The following is a 14470-nucleotide window of genomic DNA, read 5'->3' as shown; positions in this document are numbered from 1 at the left end:
AACTAAGACTATAAAGAGATGAAAAAACATATATACATACTTGCAAGCCTTTTACTAGTTAGTGGAATGTCACTAGCACAAAAAGGAAACGTAAAACGCGCCAATAAGCTTTTTGAAATGAGAGCCTATGTTGAAGCTGCAGAAATTTACGAAACTAAAGATCGTACCCAAGAAGTGCTTCAAAACTTAGCAGACAGTTATTACTATAACACTAAACTTCAAAAGGCTATTAAAACCTATAGGGAGTTGTTTGTTAGCTATGGAGATTCCATAGATATAGAATTCCATTTCAGGTTCGCGCAAGCCTTAAAAGGTGTTAAAGATTATAAAGAAGCCGATGTTCATTTAAGCAGATATTACAACCAACGGATTAATACCCCTGCTTTTTTGGAGTTGACTGAAAAAACAACGCCTCATACATTTAAGTTAGAGCAAATTACAAGCGATACTGGAACTAATAGCGATTTTGGTATGTCTTTTTATGGCGATGATAAAGTGGTGTTTGCTTCAACCAGAAATTCCGAAAGCCCATCTTATTCTTGGAACAAATTACCATATTTAGACTTGTATTCAGGAACCCTTACACCAGATGGAAAACTAGAAAATGTCATGCCTTTTTCAGATGAAATCAATACGGATTCCCACGAAAGCAATGCAGTGTTCAGTAAAGATGGAAACACTATGTATTTTAATAGAACTAATAATTCACGTGCTAAAACTGAAGAAGATCGTATTGCCCATGTGCAAATTTTTAAAGCTGAATTGGTAAATGGAAACTGGACAAATGTTAAAGAATTACCATTCAATTCTATGAAGTACAGCTGTGAACATCCTTCCATTAGTAAAGATGGAAAAACACTCTATTTTGCTAGTGATATGCCCGGAACCATTGGTGGTTTTGATATCTATAAAGTAGCTGTTAACGATGATGGCACCTACGGAGAGCCAGAAAATTTAGGTGCAAAAGTGAACACCAAACACCGCGAACAGTTTCCATATATAAGTGATTTAGGTGTATTGTATTTCGCATCAGATGGTCATTTAGGATATGGCGGATTGGATGTTTTTAGAAGCAACTTGGTAAACGGAAGTTTCGATACCCCTGTAAACTTAGGAAGCTCTATCAATAGTAGTTTAGACGATTTTGCCTATGTTATTAAAGAGAATAGCAATAAAGGATTTGTGTCTTCAAACAGAAGCGGGTTCGATAGACTGTATGGTTTTGGAAGAGAAGAAAATATCTTAACCAAATATTTGGTTGAAGGTATAGTACTAGACAAAAACAGTAAAAAAATATTACCAGGGTCTTTAGTAAGTTTATTTGACGATGCTGGAAATGTGATTCAGGATTCCATTGTTGGTGCCAAAGCCGATTATTTATTCAAAATTGAACCAAATAAAAAATATAAAGTTAGAGGAACACGTAAAGCGTATATTCCACAAGATGTGGAGTTTTCAACCGATAGCAAAGGCAAAATTCAGCATAATATTTATTTAACTTTAGAATCATTTGCTGATGCTGAAGAACGTGTAAAACAAAATGAAAAAGGTGAAGTACAGGTAGAATTAGAAAAAATCTATTTTGATTTCGATAAATCTAACATTCGTAATGATGCTGCAACTATTTTGAATGTGTTGGTAGATTTAATGAAAAAATACCCATCTATGGAAATAGAAGTGTCGGCACATACCGATGCGCGTGGTAACGACCAATATAATTTAGATTTATCTAAACGTCGCGCCGCTTCAACTTTAGAATATTTGGTAAGCCAAGGCATTGATAGAAACCGATTGAAAAGTATTGGTTATGGTGAAATGCAACCACTTAACGAATGTGTTAAAGAAGGTATATGTAAAGAAGAAGAATACGATATCAACCGTCGTTGTGAATTTACAATTTTAAATTAACCCCAATTCTAACCAACCATATAATTTGAGAAAGCCTTTCCTTAGTTTGGAAAGGCTTTTTCTTTATATTTGCTTGAATAGTTTTTTTGTCATTCCCGCAAAGGTGGGAATCTACTATCTTTTAAGATTTATACATAATAAAATAAGGTTCCTGCCTTCGCAGGAAGTTGCTATGAACGAAAACCTAGACCCAACAAACGAAAACTTTTCTCCAGAAGAATTAGATGTCGAAAAAAAGTTAAGACCCTTATCTTTTGAAGATTTTACAGGTCAAGACCAAGTGTTGGAGAACCTTCAAATTTTTGTTCAAGCGGCTAATTTACGTGATGAAGCATTAGATCATACTTTATTTCATGGACCTCCAGGACTTGGTAAAACTACCTTGGCTCATATTCTTGCCAATGAATTAAATGTAGGTATCAAAATAACCTCAGGTCCTGTGTTGGATAAACCAGGTGATTTAGCAGGATTGTTGACCAATCTTGAAGAACGTGATGTGTTATTCATAGATGAAATCCATAGATTAAGTCCCATAGTAGAAGAATATCTCTATTCCGCCATGGAAGATTATAAGATTGATATCATGATTGAATCGGGGCCAAATGCGCGTTCCGTTCAAATCAATTTAAATCCATTTACTCTTGTTGGCGCAACCACGCGTTCCGGATTATTAACCGCACCCATGCGTGCCCGTTTTGGTATTCAAAGTAGGTTGCAATATTATAATACAGAGCTTTTAACCACCATAGTGCAACGTAGTTCCTCCATTTTAAATGTGGCAATCTCTATGGAAGCAGCCATTGAAATTGCAGGAAGAAGTCGAGGAACTCCACGAATTGCAAATGCATTATTGCGTCGTGTGCGCGATTTTGCCCAAATAAAAGGCAACGGAAGTATTGATATAAAAATCGCAAAATATGCATTGGAAGCATTAAATGTAGATGCGTTTGGTTTAGATGAAATGGATAATAAAATTTTATCTACCATTATCGATAAATTTAAAGGTGGACCCGTCGGCATTACAACTTTGGCAACTGCAGTAAGCGAAAGTGCCGAAACTATTGAAGAGGTTTATGAACCCTTTTTAATCCAACAAGGTTTTATTATGCGAACACCTCGTGGTCGTGAGGTAACTGAGTTAGCTTATAGGCATTTAGGGAAAATTAAAGGGCCTATTCAGGGAGGGTTGTTCCCCTAAATCCCCAAAGGGGACTTTCAAGGCTTTACCAGTATTGTTCAAAAAGAAACATTATCATGAATAGCAAGAGTAAAACCGGTCTGAGTTCTCTCTCCCTTGGGGAGAGAGCTAGAGAGAGGGCTTATCTCATAAAAACCGAAGCCAAACGCCTCGGTTTTTTGTCTTGTGGCATCAGTAAAGCTCAGTTTTTAGAAGAAGAAGCACCTCGATTGGAAAAATGGCTAAACAACAACATGCATGGACAAATGCAGTACATGGAAAACCATTTTGATAAACGTTTAGATCCCACAAAATTGGTAGATGGTTCAAAATCGGTTATTTCATTACTATTAAATTATTTTCCGAAAGAATCTCAAAACGAAAACAGTTTTAAAATATCAAAATACGCTTACGGAACCGACTATCATTTTGTTATTAAAGATAAACTAAAATCGCTTTTACAGTTTATTCAAGATGAAGTAGGCGAAGTTCATGGACGTGCTTTTGTAGATTCTGCGCCCGTTCTAGATAAGGCCTGGGCAGCAAAATCTGGTTTAGGTTGGATAGGGAAACACAGCAATTTGTTAACCCAACAAGTGGGCTCGTTTTACTTTATTGCGGAATTAATTGTCGATTTAGAATTGGAATACGACTCCAGAACAACCGATCATTGCGGCACCTGTACCGCTTGTATAGATGCATGTCCAACACAAGCCATCACTGAACCTTATGTGGTTGATGGTAGCAAATGTATTTCCTATTTCACCATCGAATTAAAAGAAAACATCCCAACCGAATTTAAAGGTAAGTTTGATGATTGGATGTTTGGTTGCGATGTATGTCAAGATGTTTGTCCATGGAACCGATTTTCGAAAGCACATAATGAGCCATTATTTAATCCGCATCCCGAATTATTGTCCATGACCAAAAAAGATTGGGAAGAGATTACTGAAGACACCTTCAAAAAAGTATTTAAGAATTCCGCAGTAAAACGAACTAAATTCTCGGGATTGAAAAGAAATATCAATTTTTTTAAAGATTAAGGTTTTCATAAAATAGGATTATTATCTTTGTTCGTTTAGTTAACTAATTTAGTCCTATGAGCGAAGAAAGTAAACGAAGAGAGGCCCTTATATACCACGCAAAACCAACTCCTGGTAAAATAAAAGTAGTCCCAACCAAAAAATATTCAACACAACGCGATTTATCTTTAGCCTATTCACCAGGCGTTGCCGAACCGTGTTTGGAGATTGAAAAAGATAAAAACAACGCCTATAAATATACGGCCAAAGGTAATTTGGTTGCCGTAATATCAAACGGTACGGCTGTTTTAGGTTTAGGGAATATTGGTGCATTGGCAGGGAAACCTGTTATGGAAGGTAAAGGCTTGTTGTTCAAAATTTTTGCAGATATTGATGTATTTGACATTGAGGTTGATACCGAAAATGTTGATGAATTTATCGCAACCGTAAAAAATATAGCCCCTACTTTTGGAGGTATCAATTTAGAAGATATTAAAGCACCTGAAGCGTTTGAAATTGAAAGACGTTTGAAGGAGGAATTGGATATTCCCGTAATGCATGACGACCAACATGGTACAGCCATCATATCGGCAGCTGCATTAATTAATGCGGTTGAAATTGCCAAAAAGAAATTAGATGAAGTAAAAATTGTAATAAGCGGCGCTGGTGCAGCGGCCATTTCTTGTTCCCGTTTATACCAAGCATGTGGTGCCAAACGTGAAAATATGGTGATGCTGGACAGTAAAGGCGTTATAAGGGATGATAGAGAAAATTTATCATCTGAAAAAGCCGAATACGCCACTCACCGAAAAATAGATACGCTTGATGAGGCTATGGTAGACGCCGATGTGTTTATTGGGCTATCTATGGCAAATATCGTATCTCCAGAGATGTTGTTGTCAATGGCAAAAAACCCTATTGTATTTGCCATGGCTAACCCCCACCCAGAAATTAAATACGATTTAGCTATAAAAACCCGTAAGGATATCATCATGGCAACAGGTCGTTCAGACCACCCTAATCAAGTTAACAATGTATTAGGGTTTCCATTTATATTCCGTGGTGCATTAGATGTACGTGCTTCCAAAATTAACGAGGAAATGAAAATGGCGGCTGTACATGCTTTGGCAAGATTAGCTAAAGAATCGGTGCCAGAACAAGTTAACATTGCATACGGTGAAACCCGATTAACATTTGGTAAAGAATACATCATACCAAAACCATTCGACCCACGTTTAATTGCCGAAATACCTCCTGCAGTTGCAAAAGCAGCAATGGAAAGCGGTGTTGCCAAAGAACCCATTCTTGATTGGGAAAAATACAAAGATGAATTAAGAGAACGCTTGGGGAACGATAATAAACTGATTAGATTGTTGTTTAACCGTGCAAAATCAGATCCAAAACGTGTTGTTTTTGCCGAAGCAGACCAATTGGCGGTTATAAAAGCTGCACAAATAGTTTATGAAGAAGGTATTGCCATTCCTATTTTATTAGGTAGAGCTGAAACCATAAAAGCATTAATGGCGGAAGTTGAATTTGATGCTGAAGATGTTCTTATAATTGATCCTAAAACCGAAGAAGAGGACGAACGTAAAAACAAATACGCCAAAGTATATTGGGAACAACGTAAACGTCGTGGAGTTACCTATTACTCAGCACAACGTTTAATGCGTGAGCGTAACTATTTCGCTGCAATGATGGTGAATGAAGGTGATGCAGATGCCCTAATTTCAGGATATTCCAGAAATTATCCCTCGGTTGTAAAACCAATGTTAGAGCTTATTGGTATGGCAAAAGGGACGTCGCGTATTGCCACAACTAATGTTATGATGACGAAGCGTGGACCTATGTTTTTAAGTGACACCTCTATAAACATCAATCCTTCAGCTAGAGAGCTTACCAAAATCGCACAAATGACCTCGCAAGTGGTTAAAATGTTCGGTATGGATCCGGTAATGGCTATGATTTCATATTCAAACTTTGGGTCTTCTTCAAACGAAAATGCTTCAAAAGTTCGTGATGCCGTAGCACACTTACACCGATATTATCCTAATATGGTTGTAGATGGTGAATTACAAACCGATTTTGCTCTAAATGCTGAAATGCTTCAAGAAAAATTCCCGTTTTCAAAATTAGTTGGTAAAAAAGTGAATACGTTAATTTTTCCAAATTTAGATTCGGCAAACATCACCTATAAATTATTGAAAGAATTAAACGAAGCAGTATCTATTGGACCCATCATGATGGGCATGCGCAAACCTGTACACATTCTTCAATTAGGTGCCAATGTAGATGAGATTGTAAATATGACTGCTATTGCTGTGATTGATGCACAGCAAAAGGAAAAGTTGGAATTGGAAAAGCAAAACGCTAAGTAATTCTGTTGAGAATAAATTTATTACATTTGGTCGATTAACGAATTGCTATAAATGATTACACATATTCAAGGAAAACTTGTAGAGAAAAACCCGACCGATGTTGTTATAGATTGTAACGGTGTCGGTTATGTTTTAAATATTTCATTGCATACCTATTCACAAATTCCCGATGGTGAACATTTAAAACTATTCACACACCTTCAAGTAAAGGAAGATTCTCATACACTTTATGGTTTTTCATCCTTGGCCGAACGCGAAATTTTCAGATTATTAATATCAGTTAGTGGTATTGGTGCAAGTATTGCGCGTACTATGTTGTCTTCATTAACCCCAAAACAAGTTATAGAAGGCATTGCAAGTAGCGATGTTGCTTTAATACAAGGTATAAAAGGCATTGGTGCAAAAACGGCGCAACGCGTTATTATAGATTTGAAAGATAAAGTCTTAAAGATTTATGATATTGATGAAGTTTCTGTTTCCAAAGGCAATACCAATAAAGATGAAGCGTTATCTGCTTTAGAAGTGCTTGGTTTTGTTAGAAAACAAGCAGAGCGTGTTGTGGAAAAAATTGTTTCGGCGCAACCAGATGCCAATGTGGAAACCATTATTAAACAAGCTTTAAAAAATTTATAATAGATTTTGAATATAGCCAACCTTAATTTTTATAAATCCATTAAAAAATGTCATGCTAAGCGCAGTCGAAGCACATTTTTAGTTCTTGTATTTTTGTTTTCTCTTGCAGCCTGGTCTCAGCAACCTACTGCTCAAGATTCGGTTAAAACGGGGTTTAATTTAGGAAGCATTAAAACACCAAATCCTAACAGTATTGAATCAAAATACACTTATGACCCTATAACCGATCGTTATATTTATACCGAAAAAATAGGCAGTTTTAACATCAACTATCCGGTTATTTTAACACCAAAAGAGTATTATGCTTTAGTAGCTAGAGAAAGTGTTAAAGAATATTATAAAGAAAAAATAAGTGCTTTTGATGGAAAAAAGGAAGGCTCTGACGATGCTCAAAAAAATCTATTGCCAGAGTTTTATGTGAAATCAGATTTTTTTGAATCTATTTTTGGAAGCAATACCATTGAAGTGGTGCCGCAAGGTTCGGTAGAAATGGATTTAGGGGTTCTTTTTTCAAAACAAGATAATCCAACATTTTCACCACGAAACCGAAGTAATTTCACATTCGATTTCGATCAACGTATCAGTTTGAGTTTATTGGGTAAAGTAGGAACCCGTCTTCAAGTAACGGCCAATTACGATACACAATCTACATTCGATTTTCAAAACCTCATTAAATTAGAATATACCCCAACCGAAGATGACATTATTCAAAAAATAGAAGTTGGTAACGTAAGCATGCCTTTAAACAGCTCGCTTATTACAGGGGCACAAAGTTTATTTGGTGTAAAAGCGCAGTTGCAGTTTGGAAAAACCACAGTTACAGGTGTGTTTTCTGAACAAAAATCACAAGCCAATACCGTAGTGGCGCAAGGCGGCGGTACTTTGGAAGAATTTGAGTTGTTTATTAGAGAATATGATGAAAACAGACACTTTTTCCTAGCACAGTATTTTAGGGATACTTATGATACAGCTTTACAAAGCTACCCATACATAAATAACAAAGGCTTACAAATAACCAGAATTGAAGTTTGGATTACAAACAGAAGCAATAAAACCGATAATGTTAGAAATGTGGTGGCGCTTCAAGATTTAGGTGAGTCTTTTTATGATCCTTCAAATCCAGACAATGATAATTTATTATTAGACCCCGTTCCAAGTGGGTTTATTAACACTGCTAACGCTTTACCTGATAATAAGAATAATGATTTCGATCCAACTTCCATTGGATCTGGGTCTGTTTTAACAAATCAGATAAGAGATGTTGCAACGGCACAACAAGGTTTTGGTTCCTTATCTTCTGTGGTTAGAGAAGGATCTGATTATAATAAATTAGAAAACGCCAGAAAATTAATTAATGGTCAAGAATATACTTTAAACACGCAATTGGGGTATATTTCATTAAACCAGCGTTTAAACAATGATGAAGTTTTAGCCGTAGCATTTCAATATACTTTAGGAGGGAAAGTTTACCAGGTAGGTGAGTTTGCCAATGATGGTGTTGATGCTACCAATGTAACCACCAATACATCAGGGCAGGTAACGGATGTTGTAAATAGCAACTTGGTAGTAAAAATGCTTAAAAGCAGCATCACCAATGTAAACCAACCTATTTGGGATTTGATGATGAAAAACATCTACGATACAGGTGCTTACAATTTAAGTTCAGAAGATTTTAAGTTGAATATTTTTTACAATGAAGCGTCGCCTTTAAATTATATAAAGCCAGTAGGTTCTACTGCATTTCCAACACCAGGACCTAATCAAGATCCTTTGGAAGAAACGCCATTACTACGTGTATTTAGTTTAGATAAATTAAACTTCAACAACGATCCACAAACAAAAGGTGATGGTTTTTTTGATTATGTTGAAGGCATCACGGTGATATCGCAAAGCGGAAAAATAATTTTCCCAAGTGCCGAACCTTTTGGAGAATACCTTTTTAACAAATTAGCATTGGGAGGAAGTGAAGATTATAATAATGGTATAACATACAATGAAAATCAAGCAAAGTATGTGTACGATGTACTATATAAAAGCACTAAAACAGCAGCTTTGGAAGCCGTTGAAAAAAACAAATTCAAACTTAAAGGGCGTTATAAATCTAGCGGAAGCGATGGCATTTCTATTGGGGCGTTTAATGTACCCCAAGGTTCGGTAACGGTAACTGCAGGTGGACGTGTTTTGGTTGAAGGGATTGATTACACCGTGAATTATCAGTTAGGTCGTGTTCAAATTCTAGATGAAGCACTAAAAGCATCCAATACACCAATAGAAATATCAACCGAAAACAACGCCGTATTTGGGCAGCAAACCAGACGTTTTACAGGGGTAAATGTAGAACATAAGTTCAACGAAAATTTTGTATTGGGGGCAACACTTTTAAATTTAAACGAGCGACCAATTACTCAAAAAGCAAATTATGGTACAGAGCCTATTAATAATACCATATTTGGTTTTAATGGAAATTACTCTACCAAAGTGCCGTTTTTAACACGGTTAGCCAATAAATTACCAAATATTGATACCGATGTAGAATCGAACTTATCCCTACGTGGCGAGTTTGCATATTTAGCACCGGGTTCGCCAAAAGGCACCAACTTAAATGGAGAAGCAACATCGTATGTTGATGATTTTGAAGGCACGCAAAACTCCATCGATTTAAAATCGCAACAATCTTGGTTTTTATCAAGTAGACCGATTGAATTAGGAAAAACATATCCAGGCTTTCCTACTGAAGATGAAAACGGTATCCAAAATGGTTTTGGTAGAGCCATGTTAAACTGGTATACCATCGATCCTATATTTTATACAAGTCAAAGGCCAAACGGCATTTCAGATAATGACATGTCTAGTTTATATACCAGCCGTGTTTTTATAAAAGAACTATTCCCCGATAGAGATTTAGTACAAGGACAAAATACCGTACTAAACACTTTAGATTTGGCTTACTATCCAACAGAAAGGGGACCATACAATTTTGATACTGCCGCAGCTAACGATGTTATTAATAATCCAATAGATTCATGGGCGGGTATCACACGACAATTAACTTCAACCGATTTTGAACAACAAAACGTGGAGTACATTGAGTTTTGGTTGCAAGATCCGTTTCAAGAAAATCCATCAAACCCAGGAGGTAAATTGGTATTCAACTTAGGTAATATTTCAGAAGACATCATTAAAGATGGTAGAAAACTTTATGAAAACGGATTGCCAAAAGATGGAAATAAAGCCTTATTAACTCCTACAGCCTGGGGAACCGTTGTACCTCAAAACCAATCTTTGGTATATGCGTTTGATACCACAGGGCAAGAACGTACCAATCAAGATGTTGGATACGATGGTTATAACGACGCAGAAGAAAAAGAGTTCACGGCCTCAATGCCCGGTGGCTTTAATACATTGCCAGATCCTGCAAAAGATAATTATGCCTATTTTTTAAATGCCGAAGGAAATATTTTCGACCGATATAAAAAATACAATGGTGTTGAAGGCAATACACCAGATACGTTTACAGATACCAATAGAGGGGCTAACACCCAACCCGATGTAGAGGATGTGAATCGTGACAATACCATGAATACCATTGATAGTTATTATGAGTATGAGTTGCCATTAACAAGACAGAATTTACCATTAACTAGCACCGAGTTTGATAATTTATCTGCTTCTAATAATCCTCTTAAAGAATACATAGTTGATTTTAAATCTCAAACAAGAACATTGCCTAATGGCGATACGCCCAATGTAAGATGGTATTTATTTAGAATTCCTGTAGAAGGTAGTTTAAGAAAACCTGTTGGGGGTATAAATGATTTGAGGTCGGTGCGTTTTGCCCGTTTATTTCTTAAAGAATTTACGCAGCCTACCGTATTTCGTTTTGGAACTTTAGATTTAGTAAGAAGCGAATGGAGACGTTATACACAAACTTTAGAAGTTGATAAAGATGATCCTTCCGATGATAATACCGAGTTTTCTGTGGGTGTTATTGGTACACTTGAAAATGATGGTAGTTATGAAAGACCTCCAGGTATTGATCCTGAAGAGTTATACAACAACAACACGGTTGTTCAACAAAACGAACAATCGTTACTTGTAAATGTGTGTAATTTAGAATCACAAGACTCCAGAGGTGTTTATAAAAACATCGATTTAGATATGCGCCAGTATAAACGTATGCGTATGTTTATGCATCTTGAAGCAGATGGAGCGGGAATACCATCTAGCAATACAGTGGTTGGTTTTATACGTATGGGTAACGACCTTACCGAAAACTATTATCAAATTGAGCTTCCTTTAAAAATATCAGAATCAAGAACAAGAGATGGACTTTGGCCAGAAGAAAACGAAATTGATTTACCCATAGAAATTCTAGGACAAATCAAAGCTTTGGAAATAGCAAATCCAACATTACCTTCCGAAAAGCAAAAGTTTTACAATGTGGTGGATGGGGTCTTGGACAATGCCGTTGTTGATGAATTTTCTGAACATATCCCAGGGCAACATCGTGTTACCATAAAAGGAAACCCTAATTTTGGAGATATTAGGACTTTAATGGTAGGTGTTAAAAATGGGATTCCAAATAATGCAAATGATGCACCTCCACCGGCATCACCTGTTTGTGCCGAAGTTTGGTTCAATGAATTGCGTCTATCCGATATGGATAACGAAGGTGGTTGGGCAGCCGTAGTAAGTTTAGATACCAACATTGCCGATTTTATGAATATCAGTGCCACAGGAAGACAAAGTACGTCGGGTTTTGGTACGCTCGAACAAGGCCCTAGCCAACGTAGTTTGGAGGATGTTAAGCAATATGATGTAGTAACAAATATTAATGTGGGGCAATTATTGCCAAAAAAATGGGGTGTTCAAGTGCCGTTTAATTATGGGCAAAGTGAAGAGTTGATTACTCCTAAATATGATGCCTATTATGAAGATTTAACCTTGCAGTCCAGATTGGATGCTGCAGAAACAACGGCGGATAGAAATAGAATTAAAGAACAATCGGAAGATTATACAAAACGCCAAAGCATCAATTTCATCGGTGTTAGAAAAAACAGAACTACCGATGCTAAACCACGATTTTACGATGTTGAGAATTTAACGGTTAACTATTCATACAACAAAGTAGAACATAGAGATTTTGAAATTGAAAACTCGTTAAACCAAACAGTTCGAGCGGGTGCCAATTATGCATTCAACTTCAACCCTATAAAAATTGAACCTTTTAAAAAGAACGATTCGTTGTTTACAGGTAAATACTGGAAAATTTTAAAAGATTTTAATGTTAATTTATTGCCTTCAAGTTTCACTTTAAACTCAGATTTCAATAGGCAATTTAACAAGCAGAAATATAGGGAAGTAGAACTTGGTGACGGTAATATTGGTATTGAAGAATTAATTAGAAGAAATTACACGTTTGATTTTCAATATACCATCAATTATAATTTAACCGAATCGTTAAGTTTCAATTTCACGGCAGCAAACAATAATATCGTTCGTAATTATTTTAAAGATAATATTATTAATGGCGAGCAAGATGAAACCTTAAATGTTTGGGATGGCTTTTTCGATTTTGGTGATCCAAATAGGCAATCTCAAAATTTGGGCGTTACCTATCAAATCCCAATTAATAAAATACCAACCTTTAGTTTTTTAAATGCTACCTACCAATATAGTGGTAATTTTCAATGGCAAAAGGGTTCCGATTTATATGGGGAGTTAGAGTTAGATGGCAACATCTACGATTTAGGAAATACCATTCAAAATGCCAATACACACAATATCAACACTACCATGGATATGAACAGGTTGTATCGATATATTGGGTTGGTAAAGAAACCAATTTCTAGAGCCAGACCAAGAACAACGCCTCCAGGAAGTGTTCCAGGTGCAAATCAGAATAAAACAAATCAGTCACAAGTTTCAAGTCAATCTACTACTAAGTTGCTAAATGCTGGAATTGATATTTTAACAAGTATCAAAAGAATCCAATTTAACTACTCTGAAAACAACGGAATTTATTTACCAGGATATTTACAAACGCCAGGTTTTATAGGTACCTTAAAACCCACAACAGGTTTTACATTTGGTAGCCAAAGCGATATTAGGGATTTAGCAGCGCGTCGTGGTTGGTTAACAGTGTTTCCAGATTTTAATGAGCAGTATACCACTACCAACACAAAACAGATGGATGTTTCTGCCAGTTTAGAACCTGTAAAAGATTTGAAAATTGATTTGGTTGGGAATAGAACCTATTACGAAAACTATAGCGAGAATTATAATGTTACCAATGGGGTTTATAATTCATTAACTCCAAATACATTTGGTAATTTCAATATTTCAACTATTTTAATTAAAACAGCTTTTAGTAATAGTGATGAATCAACTTCGGGTGCTTTTAATGATTTTAGGGCTAATAGACTTATAATTGCACAGCGATTGGCGCAAGAAAAGGGTGTAGATTTGAATGATGTTGATGATGATGGTTACCCTAAAGGTTTTGGCAAAAACAGTCAAGCAGTATTATTACCAGCGTTTTTAGCCGCTTATTCAGGGCAAGATGCAAGCAAAGTAAAAACCTCTGCGTTTAGAAATGTGCCCATCCCCAACTGGGATTTAAAATACACAGGCTTTATGAAGTTTGCTTGGTTTAAAAAGAATTTCAAACGTTTCTCATTAACTCATGGGTACCGTTCAACATATACCATTAATCAGTTTCAAACTAATTTAGATTATATAGAACCAGATTTTAATGAAGCGTATGATGATCAACCATCAGAAGTTTTAAATCAATCAGGAAATTATAAAAACCAAAGTTTGTATAGCAACATCAACTTAACCGAAATGTTCAGTCCGTTAGTTCGAATCGATTTTGAAATGAACAATTCGGTTAAAATATTAACGGAAATTAAAAAAGACCGTTTGTTGTCACTTAGTTTCGATAATAATTTAATGACCGAAGTGCAAGGAATGGAATATGTATTGGGCTTAGGTTACAGAATTAAAGATTTGCGTATCAATTCCAATTTAGCAGGACCAAGCAAACGTATAGTAAGCGATTTGAATATGAAAGCCGATATATCTGTTAGGGACAATAAAACCATCATTAGATATTTAGATTTGGAAAACAACCAAGTAACATCGGGTCAAACCATTTGGGGCTTAAAATATACTGCCGATTATGCGTTTAGTAAAAACCTAACAGGTATCTTTTATTTCGATTATACATTCTCGGAATATGCAATTTCAACAGCATTTCCGCAAACAACCATTCGTTCTGGTTTTACCATCAGATATAATTTCGGGAATTAATTAATAAAACTTTCCTCGATTTTTATCGAGGTTTCCTA

At 36.0% G+C, this 14470-nt stretch carries 6 protein-coding genes; all 6 read left to right on the top strand.

Annotated elements, in window-relative coordinates:
• Window positions 1–18 precede the first annotated feature (18 nt).
• Window positions 19–1908 carry an OmpA family protein gene (locus tag J8H85_RS12495; RefSeq protein ID WP_209655543.1) on the top strand — a complete coding sequence of 630 codons (1890 nt, stop codon included), beginning with the start codon at window positions 19–21 and terminating at the stop codon, window positions 1906–1908.
• A gap of 172 nt (window positions 1909–2080) precedes the next feature.
• A complete protein-coding gene (gene ruvB / locus J8H85_RS12490) occupies window positions 2081–3106 on the top strand; it encodes a Holliday junction branch migration DNA helicase RuvB (RefSeq protein ID WP_209655542.1) in 1026 nt (341 codons plus the stop codon).
• Window positions 3107–3162: 56 nt separating this feature from the next.
• Window positions 3163–4128 (top strand): tRNA epoxyqueuosine(34) reductase QueG, encoded by a 966-nt coding sequence (gene queG, locus J8H85_RS12485; RefSeq protein WP_245243804.1) that lies wholly within the window; start codon window positions 3163–3165, stop codon window positions 4126–4128.
• A 56-nt stretch (window positions 4129–4184) separates the two neighbouring features.
• Window positions 4185–6485 (top strand): NADP-dependent malic enzyme, encoded by a 2301-nt coding sequence (locus tag J8H85_RS12480; RefSeq protein WP_209655541.1) that lies wholly within the window; start codon window positions 4185–4187, stop codon window positions 6483–6485.
• A 51-nt stretch (window positions 6486–6536) separates the two neighbouring features.
• Window positions 6537–7118 carry a Holliday junction branch migration protein RuvA gene (gene ruvA, locus J8H85_RS12475; RefSeq protein ID WP_209655540.1) on the top strand — a complete coding sequence of 194 codons (582 nt, stop codon included), beginning with the start codon at window positions 6537–6539 and terminating at the stop codon, window positions 7116–7118.
• A gap of 6 nt (window positions 7119–7124) precedes the next feature.
• Window positions 7125–14432, top strand: a complete 7308-nt coding sequence (sov, locus tag J8H85_RS12470; protein ID WP_379937218.1) for a T9SS outer membrane translocon Sov/SprA — start codon at window positions 7125–7127, stop codon at window positions 14430–14432.
• Window positions 14433–14470 lie beyond the last annotated feature (38 nt).

This window comes from Mariniflexile gromovii (genome assembly GCF_017814435.1).
GTDB lineage: Bacteria > Bacteroidota > Bacteroidia > Flavobacteriales > Flavobacteriaceae > Mariniflexile > Mariniflexile gromovii.
The sequence above is the reverse complement of the archived record's forward strand: the minus strand, read 5'-3'. Positions and strand labels throughout refer to the sequence as shown.

Excerpts from the sequence above, each read along its gene's own strand:
- J8H85_RS12495 (WP_209655543.1), top strand. The coding sequence starts at position 19 with ATGAAAAAACATATATACATACTTGCAAGCCTTTTACTAGTTAGTGGA.
- ruvB (WP_209655542.1), top strand. The coding sequence starts at position 2,081 with ATGAACGAAAACCTAGACCCAACAAACGAAAACTTTTCTCCAGAAGAA.
- queG (WP_245243804.1), top strand. The coding sequence starts at position 3,163 with ATGAATAGCAAGAGTAAAACCGGTCTGAGTTCTCTCTCCCTTGGGGAG.
- J8H85_RS12480 (WP_209655541.1), top strand. The coding sequence starts at position 4,185 with ATGAGCGAAGAAAGTAAACGAAGAGAGGCCCTTATATACCACGCAAAA.
- ruvA (WP_209655540.1), top strand. The coding sequence starts at position 6,537 with ATGATTACACATATTCAAGGAAAACTTGTAGAGAAAAACCCGACCGAT.